General features: G+C 39.1%; 15 protein-coding genes. 14 read left to right on the forward strand and 1 reads right to left on the reverse strand.

The annotated features are described in order from the left end of the window. The first annotated feature begins 105 nt into the window (after positions 1-105). The 13 genes from HY58_RS14110 (at position 106) to HY58_RS14170 (ending at position 18,547) form a co-directional block, all read left to right on the forward strand. Positions 106-678 carry a class I SAM-dependent methyltransferase gene (locus HY58_RS14110; protein WP_156123697.1) on the forward strand — a complete coding sequence of 191 codons (573 nt, stop codon included), beginning with the start codon at positions 106-108 and terminating at the stop codon, positions 676-678. A gap of 18 nt (positions 679-696) precedes the next feature. Next, positions 697-1,266 carry a DUF2911 domain-containing protein gene (locus HY58_RS14115; protein WP_039133209.1) on the forward strand — a complete coding sequence of 190 codons (570 nt, stop codon included), beginning with the start codon at positions 697-699 and terminating at the stop codon, positions 1,264-1,266. Between the two features lie 65 nt (positions 1,267-1,331). After that, complete coding sequence (locus HY58_RS19000; protein ID WP_156123698.1) at positions 1,332-2,225, forward strand: DUF2231 domain-containing protein; 894 nt, start codon at positions 1,332-1,334, stop codon at positions 2,223-2,225. A gap of 77 nt (positions 2,226-2,302) precedes the next feature. Then, on the forward strand, positions 2,303-4,483 hold the full coding sequence (locus HY58_RS14125; protein ID WP_052324148.1) for a multicopper oxidase domain-containing protein: 2,181 nt from the start codon (positions 2,303-2,305) through the stop codon (positions 4,481-4,483). Between the two features lie 28 nt (positions 4,484-4,511). Continuing rightward, on the forward strand, positions 4,512-6,797 hold the full coding sequence (locus HY58_RS14130) for a copper-translocating P-type ATPase (protein ID WP_253271575.1): 2,286 nt from the start codon (positions 4,512-4,514) through the stop codon (positions 6,795-6,797). Between the two features lie 10 nt (positions 6,798-6,807). Next, the gene (gene lgt / locus HY58_RS14135) at positions 6,808-7,644 is read left to right on the forward strand and encodes a prolipoprotein diacylglyceryl transferase (protein WP_039133211.1); all 837 of its coding nucleotides are present in this window, start codon (positions 6,808-6,810) and stop codon (positions 7,642-7,644) included. A 96-nt stretch (positions 7,645-7,740) separates the two neighbouring features. Further along, positions 7,741-8,214 carry a hypothetical protein gene (locus HY58_RS19540; RefSeq protein ID WP_156123699.1) on the forward strand — a complete coding sequence of 158 codons (474 nt, stop codon included), beginning with the start codon at positions 7,741-7,743 and terminating at the stop codon, positions 8,212-8,214. Positions 8,215-8,222: 8 nt separating this feature from the next. Then, positions 8,223-8,744: a TlpA disulfide reductase family protein gene (locus HY58_RS14145; RefSeq protein WP_172644661.1), complete on the forward strand. Its 522-nt coding sequence runs from the start codon at positions 8,223-8,225 to the stop codon at positions 8,742-8,744. Then, on the forward strand, positions 8,737-9,969 hold the full coding sequence (locus tag HY58_RS14150; protein WP_039133216.1) for a sialidase family protein: 1,233 nt from the start codon (positions 8,737-8,739) through the stop codon (positions 9,967-9,969). The genes HY58_RS14145 and HY58_RS14150 overlap by 8 nt, the downstream gene beginning before the upstream one ends. Before the next feature lie 123 nt (positions 9,970-10,092). Beyond that, a complete protein-coding gene (locus HY58_RS14155) occupies positions 10,093-10,410 on the forward strand; it encodes a DUF6660 family protein (protein ID WP_039133218.1) in 318 nt (105 codons plus the stop codon). Positions 10,411-10,643: 233 nt separating this feature from the next. Next, on the forward strand, positions 10,644-14,963 hold the full coding sequence (locus HY58_RS14160) for a CusA/CzcA family heavy metal efflux RND transporter (protein ID WP_039133221.1): 4,320 nt from the start codon (positions 10,644-10,646) through the stop codon (positions 14,961-14,963). After that, the gene (locus HY58_RS14165; RefSeq protein WP_253271577.1) at positions 14,914-16,191 is read left to right on the forward strand and encodes an efflux RND transporter periplasmic adaptor subunit; all 1,278 of its coding nucleotides are present in this window, start codon (positions 14,914-14,916) and stop codon (positions 16,189-16,191) included. The genes HY58_RS14160 and HY58_RS14165 overlap by 50 nt, the downstream gene beginning before the upstream one ends. A 199-nt stretch (positions 16,192-16,390) precedes the next feature. Then, complete coding sequence (locus tag HY58_RS14170) at positions 16,391-18,547, forward strand: heavy metal translocating P-type ATPase (protein WP_253271578.1); 2,157 nt, start codon at positions 16,391-16,393, stop codon at positions 18,545-18,547. A gap of 17 nt (positions 18,548-18,564) precedes the next feature. On the opposite strand, the gene HY58_RS14175 is transcribed toward HY58_RS14170, so the two are convergent. After that, on the reverse strand, positions 18,565-19,218 hold the full coding sequence (locus HY58_RS14175; protein WP_039133224.1) for a metal-dependent transcriptional regulator: 654 nt from the start codon (positions 19,216-19,218) through the stop codon (positions 18,565-18,567). Between the two features lie 115 nt (positions 19,219-19,333). Here HY58_RS14175 and HY58_RS14180 point away from each other — a divergent pair, with 115 nt between their 5' ends. Continuing rightward, on the forward strand, positions 19,334-20,530 hold the full coding sequence (locus HY58_RS14180; RefSeq protein ID WP_039133226.1) for a di-heme oxidoredictase family protein: 1,197 nt from the start codon (positions 19,334-19,336) through the stop codon (positions 20,528-20,530). Positions 20,531-20,535: the final 5 nt, after the last annotated feature.

The raw sequence follows: 20,535 nt of genomic DNA on the forward strand, positions 1-20,535 counted from the left end.
GTATCACTTTAAAATAAAGATATTATAGTGGAGCAGAAACAATTCATACCTGCACTCAGATTCAAATGGCTTACGCCATTGTATGATTTTTTTATAAGCATTACTATGCCTGAGAAAAAAATTAAACAGGTGTTGATTTCAAATGCGAATATCTATGCCTGTTCAAAGCTGCTTGATTTTGGTTGCGGCACTGCTACATTAACTATCATGGCAAAACAATCATCGCCGGAGGCAAAAGTAACAGGTATTGATATTGATACAGAGATATTGGATAAAGCAACAAAAAAGATAAAAGAAGAAAAGCTGGATATTTTTTTGCTTGATTATGATGGAAAACATTTGCCCTTTCAGCGTAATGCTTTTGACAGAGTAATATCCTGCCTTGTTTTTCATCATCTTGATACAGATATAAAACAAACTATGCTGGCAGAGATATTCCGGGTTATGAATAAAGATGGTCAGTTGCTTATTGCCGACTTTGGGCGTTCCAAATCATGGGTTCAAAGAACGCTTTTTAATATAATAAGGGGGCTGGACGGTTTTAAATCAACAGACGCAAATGCCAGAGGGTTATTACCTGAAATGATTTCGGATGCCGGGTTTGAAAATGTGGCCATTAAAACCCGTTTTAAAACCATGTTTGGAGAAGTACAAATAATCAGTGGGGAAAAAATATAAATACAAATAAATAACATCATGAAAAAGGAATTTTATTTACTGCTTTTAATAATAGCAACAGCGTTTACAGTAACAGCACAAGAACAAAAGAAGGAAGAGGTTTGCTATAATCCCAATTTAGTAAAAGATACCAGCAAGAAAAGTATTAAATCCATGGCCGTTGCAGTAATTCATGGCGACAGTATAAAAATCAATTATCATTCTCCCGGTGTTCGTAAAAGAATAATATGGGGTGGACTTGTTCCTTATGGTGAAGTATGGGTAACAGGAGCACACGATGCAACAACTCTTGAAATCGGCAAAGCGTTTGTTGTTGGAGGTAAAGAAATCCCTGCCGGTAAATATGCCATTTTTACTATTCCCGGAAAATCGGAATGGACAGTTATCATCAATAAACAATGGAAACAACACTTAGCAACTGAATATGATGAAAAGGATGATGTAGTAAGACTGAAAATAAAGCCAAAGAAAAATACACATACCGAGAGGCTACAATATTTTATAACGGATAAGAAGACTGGAAAAACAACAATTGATGTTGTATGGGAGAAACTGAAAATAAGTTTTGATATTATACTTAAGCCTTGATTTAAAATTCGAAGTTGACAGCCTGGAGAAAGTGGCTAATTATTAAACAGTATTAAAAATACTTTATGTTTAAAGACTTTCCATCGCTCCATCCCCTTGTAGTGCATTTCCCAATTGTACTAATATTACTGGCAGCAGCCTTCCAGATAATGGTTGTATGGAAGCCCCATTGGCGGCAAATCTGCTGGGCTACATTATTCATAATGGCAGCCGCATTTTTTTCTGCGCTTGCGGCCAGTACCATTTTTCACGCAATGCCTTCTGCCGATGCACCAAAGGCCGCTATGCAAATATTTGAGGAGCATGAGAAATATGCTCAATTAACCTTGTGGATGTCAGGTATTACTTTATTACTTAAAAGTATCGGGATTTTCTTTAAGATCAACAGGAGACTATACGAACTAATCGTTCTGCTTGCCGCAATCATCGCTGCTATTTTCCTATCCATTGCGGGGCATCATGGGGCAAAACTTACACATGTTGCGGGTGTGGGACCTATGGGCAAGTATTTAATGAAAGACCATGGTGCCGGTCATGATGAAAAAGATATGGAAGGCATGGACATGAATGGAGACAGTACGACGCACTTGAACGATACACACATGAACGATTCTATGCCGGGGATGAAGAATATGCCTGGAATGGATACAATGAAAGGTATGAATAACATGAAGGGAATGGAGGACATGAAAGACATGAAGAATATGCCGGGGATGGATAAAATGAAAGATATGAAAAATATGCCCGGCATGGACAAGATGAAAGACATGAAGGATATGCCAGGTATGGATACTATGAAGAATATGAAAGACATGAAGGATATGCCTGGCATGGACAGCACCATGAAAATGGAGGATATGAAAAACATGAATATGCCGATGAAAAATCCAATGGACACATTCCGCTTCCCGGACAATAACCCTGCCCGGAAAAAAGCAAAAAAGCCGGTTAAACAATAAAACATTTCACAATGAAAAAGCTATTCTTTTTTTTATTGTTGATTCCTTTTTGCAGTATGGGCCAAATCAACCACTCCATGCACAAGAGTACGGGCAAAGATTCGGTGATCCAAAAAATGACTTCATACAATTATCCATTGCAATCAGCAAAGATTAAATCAGGAATGGCTTATACGGGGAAAAAAGTGGAGTATGATTTATATGTAACCGATACGATGGTGAACTTTACCGGTAAGCATCGCCACGCAATTGCTATCAATGGACAAATACCAGCACCCATTCTTGAATTTACTGAAGGCGATACTGCAATCATCCGTGTACACAACCTGATGAAGATGGAAACCTCTATTCACTGGCATGGTATATTGTTGCCCAATAAAGAAGATGGCGTCCCCTACCTAACCACATCCCCGGTTGAACCCGACGAAACTTATACTTTCACCTTTCCACTTATTCAAAGTGGCACTTACTGGTATCACTCTCATACTATGCTGCAGGAGCAAAGCGGCTTATATGGTTCAATCGTAATTCACCCCACCCAGCCAGAACCTGAACTAAAAGAATATGTTTTGCTATTATCAGATTGGACGGACGAAAACCCTCACCAGGTAATGCGTTACCTGAAACGTGGAGGCGAATGGTATGCCATCAAAAAAGGGGCATTGCAAAGCTATGGCGAAGCCATTGCTGCCGGATCATTTAAAGACAAATTAAAACAGGAATGGCAACGTATGCCTGCTATGGATGTATCAGATGTGTACTACAATAAATTCCTGATGAACGGGCAGGAAAAAAATTATTTCAAAGATGCAAAGCCCGGCGAGGTAATAAGGCTACGCATTATCAACGGTTCCGCTTCCTCTTATTTTACACTTCAATATGGAATGAGTTATATGCGGCTGATTGCGGCAGATGGAATAAACGTTACTCCTGTTTCTGTAAGCAAATTAGAAATTGCAGTTGCAGAAACGTATGATGTTTTAATTACTGTTCCTGAAACCGGTGCAGCCGAATTAAGAGCCACCTCCTGGGATGTAGTAGGTTTTTCATCAGGTTATTTTGGAAATGGCCCTATAATGAATGCACCTGATATTCCCAAACTTGACTATTTTAAAATGATGAGGGAAATGGGCAGCATGAATATGAATGGTATGAACATGGAAGGCATGGACATGAAAGAAATGAAAATGCCATCAGATACCATACCTGCAAAAAAGGATATGGGGAACATGGATGGCATGAATATGAACAATATGCAGGGTATGAGTATGGGTATGCCCGGGGATTTCAACTATAATATGCTGCGGGCACTGCATCCCACCACTTTGGATTCTACTTTGAAACCAAGAGAAATCAAATTAACACTTACGGGGAATATGTTGCGATATGTGTGGTCATTTGATTTTAAAACTTTATCGGTGGCTGATAAAATTCTAATCCACAAAGGTGAAAAAGTAAGGGTTGTTCTGACAAACAATACTATGATGCGTCACCCGCTTCACCTGCACGGCCACTTCTTCCGCTTTATCAACAGCCAGGGCGATTATTCACCACTGAAACATACGTTTGACATTCAACCAATGCAGACAGTTACAATAGAGTTTGAAGCAAACGAAGAGAAAGATTGGTTTTTTCATTGTCACATCCTTTACCACATGATGGCTGGCATGGCCCGTATTGTAAGCTATGAAGGAAGTGAGCAAAATGAATTTGCCAAAACCGGTTACAAAGAATTAAAAAAAGAAGACAATATACTTTATCCCTGGTTCGATTTATCTGTTCACTCTCAGGGCACCTGGTTGTCCGGCAATATTTCTAACAATAAAAACGCTTTGGAATTTGAAGGAAGGGCAAGCTGGAACGGTAATTATGAAACAGAAACACATCTGCTCCGCTATATAGACAAAAAACAATACCTGGCTTTCTATATAGGGGTTGACTATCGGAAAAACAAGACACTTCCTTTAGCCAATAAACCCAACAGCAAAGACAATCGCCGGGTTTTTGATGCCGGTTTTTACTATTTATTACCAATGCTTATACGTTCTGAATGGCGGATAGACCATACAGGTAAGTTGCGACTCCAATTGGAAAGAAGGGACATACCACTTAGTAACAATTTCTTTTTTGATTTCCGGGTAAATACTGATAGGGAATATGCTGTCGGTTTCAGGTATATGATAGCCAAGCCTCTTTCAATAAGCACAAACTATGACAGTGATTATAATTGGGGAATTGGCTTAACATGGCATTATTGAATTATCAGATAACGTATAAAAATGTTTTATGGAACATAATCATCACAACAAAGAACAGTACACATGCCCTATGCATCCGGAAATTGTACAAGATAAACCCGGCAACTGCCCCAAATGCGGAATGGCACTCATTCCTGTTGATGCAAAAGAGAAGGAAGATTCTCATGCGCACCATCAACACAACGATCATAAAAGGCAGGCCTCTTCTTCCCATACAAAGCATGTTATGTCTATTGTAGAGATGCAAAGCTCACAAGGCTTCCGGAAATATACCTGCCCCATGCATCCGCAAATAGTACAGGATAATCCCGGCAAGTGTCCTTTGTGTGGGATGACACTCGTACCACTTACTAAACCGGGGGCACATAACGGACATGAAGCCCATGCATCAGGTATTGCTGATTTTAAAAAAAGGTTTTATGTTGTTTTGGTATTAACCATTCCCATTATGCTGCTATCAGAAATGATTCAGCACTGGTTAAATATTCATATCAGTTTTCCCGGTTCAAAATATGTATTACTTGCTTTGGCCTCTGTTGTTTTCTTTTACGGCGGCTGGCCTTTTCTGAAAGGGCTGGTGGGTGAAATAAGGGTAAAGAACCCCGGCATGATGACGCTGATTGGTTTTGCCATTTCAGTAGCATATATCTATAGTACTGCAACTGTGTTTGGATTAAAGGGCATGGATTTCTTTTGGGAACTGGCAACACTTATTTTAATAATGCTGTTAGGACATTGGATTGAAATGAAATCAGTTGCCGGAGCTTCCAGAGAACTTGAATTATTGGTTCAGCTAATGCCAGATGATGCTCACGTAGTAGATGGTGAAAAAGTGACTGATGTAAAAACTGAAACCCTGAAAGAGGGTGATATTATACTTATCAAGCCAGGGGAAAAAGTTGCAGCTGACGGCATAATCACAGAAGGAGAAAGTTATCTGAATGAATCCATGCTTACCGGCGAATCAAAACCGGTGGAGAAAGGGAAAGGAGATAAAGTAATTGCGGGTTCTATTAATGGAAACGGTTCTATTAAAGTTACCGTATCGCATGGGGCGAAAGATTCTTATCTCTCACAGGTCATAAAGTTGGTTGATGATGCACAAAAATCAAAATCTAAAACCCAGTTGGTAGCAGACAAGGCTGCAAAGTGGCTAACAGCAATTGCGATTATTGCGGGCATTGGAACATTTTTACACTGGTATTTTACAGGTCAATCTTTGGCTTTTGCAATGGAAAGAATGGTGACAGTAATTGTTATTTGTTGCCCCCATGCTTTAGGATTGGCAGTACCGTTGGTCGTTGCAAAATCAACAGCCTTATCTGCGAAAAACGGGCTGCTGATTAAAAACAGAACAGCATTTGAAAATGCAAGAAAAATCACCACCATTGTATTTGACAAAACCGGTACACTTACGGTAGGAAAATTTGAGGTATCAAAAATTGTTTCACTCCAAAAAGACCTGAATGAAAATGAAATCATTCGCCTGGCTTCTGCATTGGAACAAAAATCTGAGCATCCCATTGCAACAGGCATCTTGCAAAAAGTTAAAGACTTATCAATCACAATTCCGGCAACGGAAAGCTTTAATGCGATTACAGGTAAAGGCGTTGAAGCAACAGTAGAAGGCAAAAAAATTTTGGTTGTCAGTCCGGGTTATTTAAAGGAAAATAATATTCCTGTTCCAGAAGGCTTTACAGCTAACGACATGGAAACGATTGTGTTTGTAATTATCAATAATGAATTGGCAGGATACATTGCATTATCGGATGAGATAAGACCTGAATCAGCAGAGGCCATTAAAACATTGAAACAAAATAATATCAAATCAATACTGTTGACAGGCGACAATAATAAAGTAGCAGCAAGTGTAAGTAAAACATTGGGCATGGATAGTTTTTTTGCAGAAGTGTTGCCGCATCAGAAATTAGAAAAGATAAAGGAGTTGCAAGACAAAGGAGAATTTGTAGCCATGACGGGTGATGGTGTAAATGATGCACCTGCCTTGGCACAAGCCGATATTGGTATTGCTGTGGGCAGCGGTAGTGATATTGCCGCAGAAACAGCTGGGATCGTTTTGGTAAACAGCAATCCTAAAGACATTGTGAGTTTGATTTTATTTGGAAAAGCCACCTACAGCAAGATGATTCAGAATTTAATGTGGGCAACTGGTTACAACGTAGTGGCTTTACCATTAGCTGCGGGTGTGTTATACAAAATGGGAATATTGTTAAGTCCTGCTGCCGGAGCTGTTTTAATGAGTGTGAGTACTGTTGTGGTAGCTATTAATGCAAGTATGTTGAAGGTTAAATAAATCATTGTTAATGATACTTTATATTACATGGAATATAGATCCTGAGATATTCAGGATTGGCGGGTTTGCACTCAGGTACTATTCTTTAATGTTTGTATTTGCCTTTTACTTCAGCTATTTGTTGCTTTCAAAAATTTATAAAAAGGAAAACGTTTCCCTTTCACTGCTGAATAAGTTATCAGTCTATATTTTTATTGGGACAATTGCCGGAGCCCGGTTAGGTCACACACTGTTTTATGAATTTGGCTATTATAAAAATCATTTGTTGGAAATTATTTTACCATTCAGTATTACAAATGGAAAATTTGAATTGACAGGATACCAGGGATTGGCAAGTCATGGCGCTGCCATTGGGATAATTATTGCAGTTATTTGGTATTGCTGGAAATATAAACAATCATTTTTATGGATAATGGACAGGCTTGTGATTGTTGTAGCCCTCTCCGCTTTTTTTATCCGTATTGGTAATCTTTTTAATTCCGAAATTATTGGTAAGCCAACCAATGTTTCATGGGCTTTTATTTTTGGAAGAGTTGATATGATTCCACGGCATCCTGCACAATTGTATGAGGCCATATCATACCTGATTATTTTTAGTATTCTCTGGTTTCTATATAAAAAGAAAATAGAAAAAGTACAACAAGGTTTTGTTTTTGGAAGTTTTCTGATAATGCTGTTTTCTGTAAGATTTTTAGTTGAATTTGTAAAGGAAAACCAGGAGACTTTTGAAAATACTATGGTAATAAATATGGGACAAATACTAAGTATTCCTTTTATTCTGATTGGTGTCATCCTAATGATTTCAAAATCAAAACAAAACGGTGATAAAGAAATACCTGGTCTGTAAGGAATCAATTATAAAAACTATCTTTCATTTCAAGACTTTTAGATAATATGCTGAATTCAACTCATTGAAAAATATTACTACACCAAACAAAAAAATATGAAACCGATTTACGTTTTAATTATAGCAGTTTTTGTTTTGTCTTGTAATAAAAATGAATCCAAGGAAACTATTCAGCAAGATGATCTTTCTGCTTCTGTTGCTATGACGGGGGAATTATCTGCTATGCAACAGTCAGTGAATAGCCTTATGACCTCTCCGAATCATACGCAGCGTCTTTATTGGGACAGCGTCTATCATCATCATGACTCCTTGTTCTGGCATCACCACAATGTCTATCATCATGGCACATACACTCATGATGACCATAGCCATCAATGGGTACCTTATGATCCTACTATTAATCACCATGGTCATCATCATCCCCAATATCCCGGGCACCTCAATGATTCACTTGTTACCATAACCAACAATCATCACCACGTTAACTGTGAACATCATCCGGGACATCATATTTGTCATCACCATACAATGGATTCTTTACATCATGTTCACAACTTACACCATCCATAATGTCAAATATGTTACTACAAAAGATGATTGCTCTCCGGCTATTAAGCCTCACAGTTGTTTTGTTGTTTATAAGCTGCAAAGAAGTGAATAAAGACAAGCAGGTTACTATTCTGCCAGATACGACATTTGAGAAAATAAAATTAGCAGACTTAAAAAGTAATTCGTTCAGCTTAAAACAATATGCAGGGAAAACAATATTTCTTAATTTTTGGGCTACCTGGTGCAAGCCTTGTATTGCAGAAATGCCAACGATTGAAAAAGCACAGAATATTTTGAATAAAGAAGAAATTGTTTTTTTAATAGCTTCCGGCGAAGCAATTGAAGAAATTGAAGCATTCAGAAAAGCTCATGATTTTAATTTCAATTATTGCCAAATCCAAAACAGCGAAGAGTTAGGTTTTCAGGCTTTGCCAACAACCTATATATTTAATGCTGAAGGGGATCTTGTTTTTTCTGAATCGGGTTATCGCAAGTGGGACGAAAAGAACAATATTGACATGATACTTAAAATTGTAAACAAAAATGAATAAACTAGTAATTGCCTTATTATTTATCGTAGCGTTGTCTTCCTGCAAGAATTCGCCAAAACAAACTGACAGTCAAAAAAATGAATCGGCAGATATTGCTGACAGTAACTTAAAGTATCTTTCATCGCCTGCTGATTCAGTCAGCGCAGAACCGTATTTATTTACTGATAAAAATGGGTTGGTGTATTTATCCTGGATAGAGAAAACAAAGGAGAAAAGCTTATTGAAATTTTCTGCATTAAAAAATGAGCAATGGTCTGAACCTGTTATGATAAGTTCAGGTGATAACTGGTTTGTGAATTGGGCCGATTACCCTCAATTGGCTACCGATGGAGGCAAAAGTATGGTTGCACATTTTTTAGAAAAAAGTGAAAAGGGCACCTACACATACGACGTAAAGTTGGTTACTTCTGCTGACCAGGGAAAGATATGGAGTACTCCAAAAATCCTTCATGATGATGGGGAAAAAGCAGAGCATGGTTTTGTTTCGATAGTTCCATATGAAGACAACTATTTTATTTCATGGCTCGATGGAAGGAATGCTGCAATGGAAGGCGAAGGAAAACATGAAGAGGGACATCATGGACAGATGACAATACGTGGCGCAATAGTAGATAAGCAGGGAAAAAAATCCAGCGAATGGGAATTAGATAACCGGGTATGTGATTGTTGCCAGACAAGTGCTGTCATCACCGCAAATGGGCCTGTTGTAGTTTATAGAGACAGGTCAGAAGCAGAAATAAGAGATATCTCTATTGTCCGGTTTGTAAAAGGTCAATGGACAAAACCCGAACCAATATTTTCAGACAACTGGGAAATTAAAGGATGCCCTGTCAATGGCCCCAGGATTGCTGCACAGGGTAATACTGTTGCGGTAGCATGGTTTTCGTCTCCTGATCAAAAAGCACAGGTGAATGTCATTTTCTCTGGAGACGGAGGTACTACCTTTAATGCTCCTGTTCGTATTGATGAAGGAAAAGGGATTGGCCGTGTAGATGTTGTTATGCTTGATGATAAAAGTGCAATGGTCAGTTGGATGGAAGGTTCTGTGATAAAAGCAGTAAAAGTTTACACGGATGGTAAAAAAGAAGCTTCTATAACAATTGCTTCTTCTGCAGAATCGAGGTCAAGTGGATTTCCCCAAATGACAAAATCTGGTAACAATTTAGTTTTTGCATGGACGGATGAAAAGGACAAGAAAATTAAAGTAGCGAATCTTGCCCTTTAATGTATTTTGGCTTGTTGCGGGAATAAGGAAAAACAACCTGATTTTCTGATTTTTGCAACCATAGTTCCATTTTAATCTCTTATTCTATAAGAATTTGCAACATAACCCGTTACTTTTGCAACAATGAAATTTTTATTCTCTTTTTTGACTTTTTTCCTGCTTTACCTGTCATGTCTTCCATGCAGTGACAGCACGGAATGTAATGCAAAAGCAGAAGCAAAGATTTCAGCTACTGACAATCACCAGCAACACCGGCACGATGCAGAAGCCTGTACTCCATTTTGCACTTGTTCCTGTTGTGCTTCATCGGCATTTTATTCTCCTTTTTCCAAAGCACAGGTAAATAAAGTAATGCTTTCATCTGAGAAATTCCCTCTCTATAATGTAGCCTTTACTACCGAAGCACATAATTGCATCTGGCAACCTCCCAAATTATCTTAATTACTCCCCTTATTGAATTTGCTGCATAGCCATTTAATGGCATGTATGGCATTTGTCATTCATTAACCATTGCATAAATGGTAAATAGTAAAAAAAAGAAAAAGGCAAAACAGCCTTTAGTATTAAGAGTAATTAAAATCATTGTTATAGTACTGTGTTGTGCCATTCTTTTAGCAGCCATTGCACAAAGGATAGTTCACTTCTACAGGCATGTAACCAAATAGAAACAAGACATGCTTAATAAAATAATTCATTTCAGTATAAAAAATAAGCTCATCATTGGTGTAATGACATTGGCACTCATTGTATGGGGCTTGTGGAGTGCCACCCAATTACCGGTTGACGCTTTGCCTGACGTTACCAATAACCAGGTACAAGTTATTACCCGTGCCCCAACTTTAGCAGCCCAGGAAGTAGAACAATTTATTACCTACCCGGTTGAAAGGTCTTTGTCCAATATACAGGGTATAGTAGAGATGCGTTCTTTCTCCCGTTTTGGATTAAGTGTAATAACAATCGTTTTCAAGGAAAAAATGAATATTTATTTCGCAAGGCAGCTTATTTCAGAAAAGCTGAAAGAAGCGGTTGAACAAATTCCAAAAGGGATGGGCAATCCTGAGTTGGGCCCGGTTACCACTGGTCTTGGAGAAATATACCAGTATGTTATTCATCCCAAAAAGGGCAGCGAACAAAAATATTCTGCTATGGATTTGCGTACCATGCAGGATTGGATTGTCGGTCGCCAGTTGACCGGTATTGCCGGAGTGGCGGAGGTTACTGGCTTTGGTGGTATTAATAAACAATATGAAGTAGCTGTAAATCCCGACAGGCTAAAAGCCATGAATGTAACCATCCCCGAAATATTTACTGCCCTTGAAAAAAATAATGAAAATACAGGTGGCGCATATATTGACAGAAAGCCAAATGCTTACTTTATCCGGGGTGTTGGTTTGGTAAAAACATTTGCAGATATAGAGAGCATCGTTATCAAACAACAAAGTGGCATACCCGTATTAATAAGAGATGTGGCAACAGTGCAGTTTGGTTCTCCGCCCCGATACGGAGCATTAACCTACAATGGGGAAAAAGAAGTGGTAGGCGGCATTGTGCTAATGATGAAAGGGGCAAATAGTGCCTCTGTTGTTGAACTGGTAAAAGAAAGAATGAGAACGGTAAAAAAATCGTTACCGGAAGATGTGGAGATTGAAGCATTTTTAGACCGCACCAATTTAATTGACCGTGCCATCAATACAGTTAAAACAAACCTGGTTGAAGGGGCATTGATTGTAATACTAATTCTCGTTTTATTCTTAGGAAACTTCAGGGCCGGTTTAATTGTGGCGTCTGCTATTCCTTTATCCTTATTGTTTGCATTGGCATTAATGAATTTATTTGGTGTAAGTGCCAACCTGATGAGCCTTGGTGCAATTGATTTTGGTTTGATAGTAGATGGTGCAGTAATTATTGTAGAAGCAACACTGCATTTTCTGGGCGCAAAAAAAATCACAGGTAAACTATCGCAGCAGCAAATGGACGAAGCAGTGGAAGGCAGTGCAAAGAAAATGATGAGTTCTGCAGCGTTTGGGCAAATCATTATTCTTATTGTGTATTTGCCTATTCTTTCTTTACAGGGTGTGGAAGGAAAAATGTTCAGGCCAATGGCAGAAACAGTTGGCTTTGCCATATTGGGCGCATTACTATTGTCGCTTACATATATACCTATGATGAGTGCATTGTTTCTTTCAAAAAACACCAGCCATAAAAGAAATTTGTCTGACAAGATGATGGATTTCTTTCAGCGGCTGTATGCACCGCTTTTACAAGGGGCAATAAAAATTAAATATGCAGTAGTAGGTATGGCAGTAGCGTTATTGATTCTGTCTGTTATCATATTTAAAAATATGGGTGGCGAGTTTATACCCACATTAGAAGAAGGCGATTATGCCATTGAATTTGTATTGCCACAAGGGTCTTCTTTATCGCAAACTTCAGAAACGGTAATGATGGCAGAACGGATGCTGCTGAAATTTCCTGAAGTAAAAATGGTAGTGGGAAAAACAGGAGCTGCAGATATTGCCACAGACCCGATGCCGCCGGAAGCATCAGACCTCATGGTAATAATGAAACCTAAAAGTGAATGGGCAACCACCAAAGATTTTTATGCGCTGGCAGATTTGATGAGAGATAAACTCTCCACCATTCCCGGTGTAATCGCAGAACCAAGTCAACCCATACAGATGCGGTTTAATGAACTGATGACAGGCATACGGCAGGACGTAGCTATAAAAATATTTGGAGAAAATTTAGATACACTCGTTGCTTATGCAGATAAGGTTTCCAAAGCTATCAATCCCATAAAAGGTATTACGCAGCCGCAGGTAGAACGGGTAGATGGTTTACCACAAATTACAATTGAGTACGACAGGGCAAGGCTTGCAGGTTATGAATTGAATATTGAAGATGTAAACCATGTTATCAGTACCGCCTTTGCAGGCGAAGTTGCAGGAGTTGTTTTTGAAAACGAAAGAAAGTTTGATTTAGTAGTTCGCTTGGACAGTAAACACCGTTCTTCATTAGAAGATGTAAGTAATCTATATATACCAATGAAAGATGGAAATCAAATCCCTTTATCACAAATTGCAACCATAGCATTTAAAACCGGCCCTGCACAAATAAGCCGGGAGGCTGGCAAGCGGAGAATTTATGTAAGCTTTAATGTTAGCGGCCGAGATGTGGCAAGTGTGGTGAAAGAAGCACAGCAAAAATTAAACGATAAAGTGAAACTGCCACCAGGCTATTATTATACCTATGGCGGAACATTTGAAAATTTACAGAAAGCATCTGCCAGGCTGATGATTGTAGTGCCGCTTGCATTGTTGCTTATCTTCTTTATGTTATACCTCACCTTCCGTTCAATTAAAGAGGCCTCACTGATTTTCACTGCTATTCCCATGAGTGCTATCGGTGGTGTATTTGCACTACTGATAAGAGGAATGCCATTCAGCATTTCGGCAGGCATTGGATTTATTGCGTTGTTTGGTGTGGCAGTATTAAATGGTATTGTACTCATCAGCACATTCAACCAATTAGAGAAAGACGGCATGAAAGATATTATGCAAAGAGTAAAAGAAGGAACAAAAATCAGGTTACGGCCAGTATTAATGACGGCGGCAGTAGCGGCGTTAGGCTTTATACCAATGGCATTGTCAAGCGGCGCAGGTGCAGAAGTGCAAAAGCCTTTGGCAACAGTTGTTATTGGCGGATTGATAACAGCCACCTTTCTAACACTGGTGGTATTGCCATTGCTCTACATTATTTTTTCAACCAAAAGAAAAGCAAAAGTGAAACCAGTTGCTGCTACAATTCTAATTGTTTCACTGATGGCCTTATCAAACAATGTACAGGCACAACAACCAGCAACAAAAAGATTAAACAGCAATGAAGCCATTGCACTTGCCAAAAACAACCTGCAATATGAAGTAAACACTCAGCAGGTAAATAAAGGAAAAGCACAAATTAAAACAGCGACTGCACTACCCAAAACAGGTGTATTTGCAGAGAATGAAGATATGCGGCCAGGTGATAACACCGGCATTCTAAAAATTGGCATATCTCAATCAGTAGCATGGCCGGGCTTGTATAAAGCACAAAAGAATTTGTACGGGGAACAGTTGAAATATTACAATTTGGGTGCAGCCGCTCTTGATGTGCAGTTGAAAAGAGATGTACGAACTGTTTATTACCAGCTTTGGTATTTACAGGATAAACAGCAGTTGTATCACCGCTTAGACAGTATCTATAAATCGTTGAATGCTGCTGCTATTTTAAAAGTAAAAACCGGCGACAGCCCCGGCCTTGACAGTATTGCTGCCAATGTACGGATGAGAGAATTGCAGGCATTGTTGCAACAGATGGGTAAAGAAATGCAGATACAACAACAATCGTTAATGCAGTTGCTCAACACTACAGATATTTTGTTGCCACAAATGATACCATTAGAAAAATTGACCATGCCGGGTATTGCTGGTGACAGTGCACACCCTTTATTAGCCCTGCAATCTCAAAACATCAAAATTGCCAATGCCGGGATTAATGTAGTGAAGAATGAAAACAAGCCAGAGTTTTCAGGCCGCTTCTTTTCTCAACGGTTATGGGGAGCCAAAGACCCGTTCACTGGTTTTTCTGTAACAGCAGCCTTCCCAATGTTTGGTGTAAAAGCCTACCAAAGCAAAGTGAAAGTGGCGCAGGCGGATATGGCTGTACAGCAAAAGCAATATGAATATGAAGCACAGGTGCTCAATACTCAAAAATTACAGATTCAGCAGGAAGTAGAAAAGAACCGAAGCATGTTATTCTTTTATGAAAGCACCGGATTAAAACAAGCAGAAGAAATTATAAAAGCCGCTTCACTGGCTTACCGTTCCGGTGAAATAAGTTTTGCAGAACTGTCGCAGTTCTTAACGCAGGCTATTGAGATACAAAAAAACTATTTGGAAAACCTCAATGCGTATAATCATTCAGTCATTCAATACAATTATTACATCAACCAATAAATATAAAATGATGAAGAAGTTTTTATTAATAGCAACTATTCTTACAGCCACAGTAACATTTGTTTCCTGCGGTAGCAAAGGAAATGCAGAAGCTGCAAAAACCGAGGAAGTACATACAAACGAACATGCCAACCCAAATTTGGCTGTACTTAGCGACGAGCAGATAAAAAGTATTGGTATTGAGCTGGGCACTATTGAACAAAAGCAATTAACAGCCGCTCTTAAAACAAATGGTGTGTTGAAAGTGCCTAATCAGAACAAGGCCAAAGTGAACTCTATTTACAGCGGTGTTATAAAATCCTTACTGGTTCAGCCCGGCAACTTCGTAAGAAAAGGACAAACCATTGCCACTATTGCCAATCCTGAGTTTATACAGGCACAAAGCCAATACTTGGGTGTTAATGCAAAAATTATTTTTGCCGAACTGGAAGTAAAACGGCAAAAAGAACTGAATGAAGGTAATGCCGGGGCATTAAAAAATTTACAATCAGCAGAAACAGAATTAAGAAGTTTACGGACTTTAAAATCAACACTGGCACAGCAAATACAATTGATGGGTATCAATCCTGCACGGCTTTCTAATGGTAAGCTAATTTCTGTATTGGCAGTAACAAGCCCAATCAGTGGCGTGGTAAGCAATGTAAATGTAGAAATGGGCAGTTATGTAGATGTTACTACTGCCGTTGCAGAAATTGTTGATAACAGCCAGTTACACCTTGATTTGTTTGTGTATGAAAAGGATTTACCAAAGTTGAAGAATAACCAGACCATCCATTTCACAGTAACCAACAACCCTGGCAGAGAATATGATGCAGAAATATTTTCTCTTGGTTCATCCTTTGAAGATGAAAGCAAAGCCGTTTCAGTTCATGCAATGGTAAAAGGAGATAAAACAGGATTGATTGATGGTATGAATGTTACCGCTATTGTGAGTTTGGATAAAACAACTGTTCCTGCTGTACCAAACGAAGCAATTGTAAGAGTGGATGGACAGGATTATATTTTTGTTCTTGTAGAAAACGTTACAAAAAACAGCCAGAAGCAGAATGAAAAAACAGAAGCCAAAGAAGTTACGTTCGAAAGGATACCTGTTGCAAAAGGCACAGCAGATATTGGCTATACAGAAATAACATTGATAAAGGAAATTCCAAAAGGAGCAAAAATTGTTGTTAAAGGCGCCTTCTTTGTTTCTGCTAAAATGACCAATACAGAAGGACATGAAGATTAACAAGATTAAAACTGACAGCTATGTATTTTTACACTCATAAAATTTACAAACATGAAAATGAACAGGCTCAATTGCTGGAAGTGTGTAATAATGCTTGCTTCCGTTCTGGGAATGATAGCTACAATGACAGCATAACAAAAAATAAACAATCAAATTAAAAGGTTGCGGATAGAAATATCCGCAACCTTTTTTATTGTCCATGTCAAAGAAAAGAAACATGATAAACAAAGACCCCAACCACAAACATACCTACGATGCACAGGGTAAAATGACCTGCTGTTCACAGGAAGAAAAAATAAACCTGAAAGCAGATGAAAAGCTAATTCAGGAGCAGGGCGATAAAGCATGCTGCGTTGTTGACGAAAAAACCCGGGACCGCCATTTTAAAGGCGATGGGCATTATCATGGAATAAGGTTTAAAAAGGAACTGGACCATGGTAGCAGTCATGAACATAACGATGAGGACGGCCATGACCATTCAGGAGATGTCAAGAGCAGTACATTCAAAATGTTTCTGCCAGCCATTATCAGCATAGCCTTGTTACTCATAGCCATTGTATTTGATAACTGGATTCTGCAAACATGGTTTACAGGATGGGTTCGTGTAGTTTGGTATATTGCTGCTTATGCATCTGTTGGTTTTCCGGTAATAAAGGAAGCAATAGTGGCTATCGGTAAAGGAGAGATATTTTCAGAATTTTTATTAATGAGCATTGCCACCATCGGGGCATTTACCATTAGCGAATATCCCGAAGGTGTTGCAGTAATGTTGTTCTACGCCATTGGCGAAGTATTCCAAACTTTGGCAGTAAAAAGAGCAAAGGCAAACATTAAAACTTTGCTTGATCAGCGACCGGACGAAGTAACTGTTTTAGAAAACAACCAACCCAAAACCATTAAAGCTGAAAGAGCAAACATTGGTGACATCATTCAATTAAAAGCTGGAGAAAAATTAGGTTTGGATGGCGAGTTAATTTCCGAAACTGCATCCTTCAACACTGCAGCATTAACCGGCGAAAGCAAGCCTGACACCAAAGTAAAAGGCGAAACCGTATTGGCAGGAATGATAAATTTAAACATTGTTGCACAGGTAAAAGTTACCACCTCTTACACGGATAGTAAGTTAAGTAAGATTTTAGAATTGGTACAAAACGCCACCGCCCAAAAAGCACCAACCGAATTATTTATAAGAAAGTTTGCAAAAATCTATACTCCTATTGTGGTTTTATTAGCAGGGCTTATTTGTGTAGTGCCAATGTTGTTTGTAGAAAATTATGTATTCAGCCAATGGCTTTACAGGGCATTGGTGTTCTTAGTTATCAGTTGTCCTTGTGCATTGGTCATTTCTATTCCATTAGGATATTTTGGCGGCATTGGTGCAGCCAGCAAAAACGGAATACTATTTAAAGGCAGCAACTTCTTGGACATCATTGCCAACATTCAAAATGTAGTGATGGATAAAACGGGTACAATGACAGAAGGGGTTTTTAAAGTACAGGAAGTAAATATAAAGCATCAGTACAATAAGGATGAAGTACTGGCAATGGTGAATGCTTTGGAAAGTCAAAGCACACACCCCGTCGCAACAGCCATTCATCAGTATGTTGGTAATATCAACACCGGAATAAAATTAAATGCAGTAGAGGAAATTGCAGGGCATGGATTGAAAGCTGAAGTAAACGGTAAAGAATTATTGGTAGGAAATTTTAAGCTGATGGATAAGTTTTCCATCAAATACGATATTGACCCTTCTACAATTGTTTATACTTTAATAGCCATTGCTTACGACAAAAAATTTGCAGGCTACCTAACCATTGCCGACAGCATAAAAGAAGATGCTCAGGAAGCTGTAAACAAGTTGCATAGCATGAATGTAAAAACAACAATGCTGAGTGGTGATAAAAGTAGTGTAGTAAAATTTGTTGCAGATAAATTAGGAATAGATAATGCCTTTGGCGATTTATTGCCCGAAGACAAAGTGAACAAGGTAAAAGCCATCAAAGACCGCAACGAAACCGTAGCCTTTGTTGGTGATGGTGTTAACGATGCCCCGGTGGTAGCCCTAAGCAATGTAGGTATTGCAATGGGTGGTTTAGGCAGTGATGCCACTATTGAAACAGCAGATGTGGTAATACAGGACGATAAACCCAGTCGTATTGCAATGGCCATTAACATTGGCAAGCAAACGAAAAAAATAGTGTGGCAAAACATTACTCTTGCCTTTGCGGTAAAAGCAATCGTATTGGTATTAGGTGCAGGTGGCTTGGCAACCATGTGGGAAGCGGTATTTGCAGATGTGGGTGTAGCGTTGCTGGCAATTTTAAATGCAGTGAGGATACAGGGAATGAAGTTTTAAGTAGCTTGATAATTTCTTTAATTCACTAAAATACCATTAGCAACTTTATTGCTTATTATAATTTCCTTGTTAGATTTTATCTGGAGAGTATATGTCTGGTCAAACTCTTCAATGGCTTTTACCTTAATATTATTGCCCAAAGAAATGCCTGCCTTATCCAGGTAATTCAAAAATGCAGGTGTATGATCCGTCACGCCGGTGAACATACCCTCTTCACCAACTTTGAGAGTTGATAGCAAAACTGCTTTTGATTTAGGAAGCACCCCATTGGCATCTGGTATTGGATCGCCATGTGGGTCGGCTTTGGGAAATCCTAAAAACTTGTCCAGCTTATTAGTGAGATCTTCGGTATGTATATGTTCCAGTTGTTCGGCCAGGTCATGAACCTCATCCCATTTATAGCCCAATTTATCAACGAGGAACACTTCCCAAAGCCGGTGATTACGGATGATACCAACGGCCACCTGCCTGCCTCTTTCTGTTAGCTTTACCCCTTTTGACTTTTGGTAGGTCACAAGCTTCTTTCCGGCCATCCTCTTGAGCATATCGGTCACGGACGGGGCATGTACCTCCATCACCTGGGCAAGGGCTGAAGTAGCCACTACTTCGCCGTTGGTTTCCTGTAACTTATAAATAGCCTTGAGATAGTTTTCTTCAGTAAATGAATGCACGGCTCTGAATTATTTAAGTGAAGGTAGCAAAACGGATATAAAAATTAAATTAGATTAGCCTAATTTTACTTTTATATTCATCTAATTTAATATTTTTACCTGTCTTTCAAACGATATGAAAAAACTCAAGATCATAACTGCTATTATTTTGGTTATCACGGGTGTAGTGGCCTGTGAAAAAATACTTCCCAAAGCCCCACCTGATGACGAGCTACTGGACGGTCCTGTTGAGGGTCTTAGTTATGAACAGAACCGCAGGTTCCTTGCTGGTGATGTGGCCTTTAACGACGAAGTATTCACTTCTCAAACAGGTTTAGGCTCCATCTTCGTAGCCACCAGTTGCGGCAGTTGCCATGCCGGTGATGGCAAAGGTCATCCTTTCACTACTTTGACAAGATTTGGACAGATTGATAGCAATGGCAATCAGTTCCTTCATTTGGGCGGACCGCAATTGCAAAACAGGGCCTTGCCAGGCTATAGTCCGGAGCAAATACCCGCCGGAGCCACTTTCTCGAAATTCACCCCGCCCGCCAATACTGGCTTAGGTTTTTTAGAATTGGTTTCAGATGCTGATATTTTAGCAATGGCTGACCCTAACGATGCAAATGCTGATGGGATTTCTGGTGTACCAAACTGGATAACTCTGCCATCATTTATTGATCCAAATCCAAACGCTATAACTCAAAATGGAAAATACATTCATCGCTTTGGTAAAAAAGCTGCTGCTTATAATCTGTTGCATCAAACCGTTAATGCCTATAATCAGGATATAGGCATCACTTCAACGTTTCAGCCAAAAGATGTTTATTCCGGTTTAAATATTGATCCCGAAGTTTCCGATGTAACGATACATAATGTTGTCTTCTACTTACAAACATTGAAAACTCCCATTCAAAGAAATCAAAATGATGCTGAAGTAGTTCAAGGTAAAAATATATTTATACAGGCAAGGTGTGAAAGCTGCCACAAGCAAACATTGAAAACAGAATTTTCACTTGTTGCCGCTTTGTCAAATAAAACATTTCATCCTTACACCGATTTGCTGTTACATGATATGGGGCCAGGTTTGGATGATGGCTATACGGAAGGCAATGCAAAAACGTCTGAATGGAGAACACCACCGCTTTGGGGATTGGGTTTATCTCCGAACTCGCAAGGTGGACAATACTTCCTGTTGCATGATGGACGGGCAAAGAGTATTGAAGAAGCGATATTGCTACATGGTGGCGAAGCGCAGCAAAGCAAGGAAAACTTTCAGCAGCTTTCGGCACAGGAAAGAAATAACCTGATTAAATTTTTAAAATCATTGTAGCACAC

Origin of the sequence: Flavihumibacter sp. ZG627 (assembly GCF_000814325.1) — a bacterium.
GTDB lineage: Bacteria > Bacteroidota > Bacteroidia > Chitinophagales > Chitinophagaceae > Flavihumibacter.

Bases quoted from the DNA above. Each gene is read 5' to 3' on its own strand.
- HY58_RS14110 (WP_156123697.1), top strand. From the start codon at position 106: ATGCCTGAGAAAAAAATTAAACAGGTGTTGATTTCAAATGCGAATATC.
- HY58_RS14115 (WP_039133209.1), top strand. From the start codon at position 697: ATGAAAAAGGAATTTTATTTACTGCTTTTAATAATAGCAACAGCGTTT.
- HY58_RS19000 (WP_156123698.1), top strand. From the start codon at position 1,332: ATGTTTAAAGACTTTCCATCGCTCCATCCCCTTGTAGTGCATTTCCCA.
- HY58_RS14125 (WP_052324148.1), top strand. From the start codon at position 2,303: ATGCACAAGAGTACGGGCAAAGATTCGGTGATCCAAAAAATGACTTCA.
- HY58_RS14130 (WP_253271575.1), top strand. From the start codon at position 4,512: ATGGAACATAATCATCACAACAAAGAACAGTACACATGCCCTATGCAT.
- lgt (WP_039133211.1), top strand. From the start codon at position 6,808: ATGATACTTTATATTACATGGAATATAGATCCTGAGATATTCAGGATT.
- HY58_RS19540 (WP_156123699.1), top strand. From the start codon at position 7,741: ATGAAACCGATTTACGTTTTAATTATAGCAGTTTTTGTTTTGTCTTGT.
- HY58_RS14145 (WP_172644661.1), top strand. From the start codon at position 8,223: ATGTTACTACAAAAGATGATTGCTCTCCGGCTATTAAGCCTCACAGTT.
- HY58_RS14150 (WP_039133216.1), top strand. From the start codon at position 8,737: ATGAATAAACTAGTAATTGCCTTATTATTTATCGTAGCGTTGTCTTCC.
- HY58_RS14155 (WP_039133218.1), top strand. From the start codon at position 10,093: ATGAAATTTTTATTCTCTTTTTTGACTTTTTTCCTGCTTTACCTGTCA.
- HY58_RS14160 (WP_039133221.1), top strand. From the start codon at position 10,644: ATGCTTAATAAAATAATTCATTTCAGTATAAAAAATAAGCTCATCATT.
- HY58_RS14165 (WP_253271577.1), top strand. From the start codon at position 14,914: ATGCGTATAATCATTCAGTCATTCAATACAATTATTACATCAACCAAT.
- HY58_RS14170 (WP_253271578.1), top strand. From the start codon at position 16,391: ATGTCAAAGAAAAGAAACATGATAAACAAAGACCCCAACCACAAACAT.
- HY58_RS14180 (WP_039133226.1), top strand. From the start codon at position 19,334: ATGAAAAAACTCAAGATCATAACTGCTATTATTTTGGTTATCACGGGT.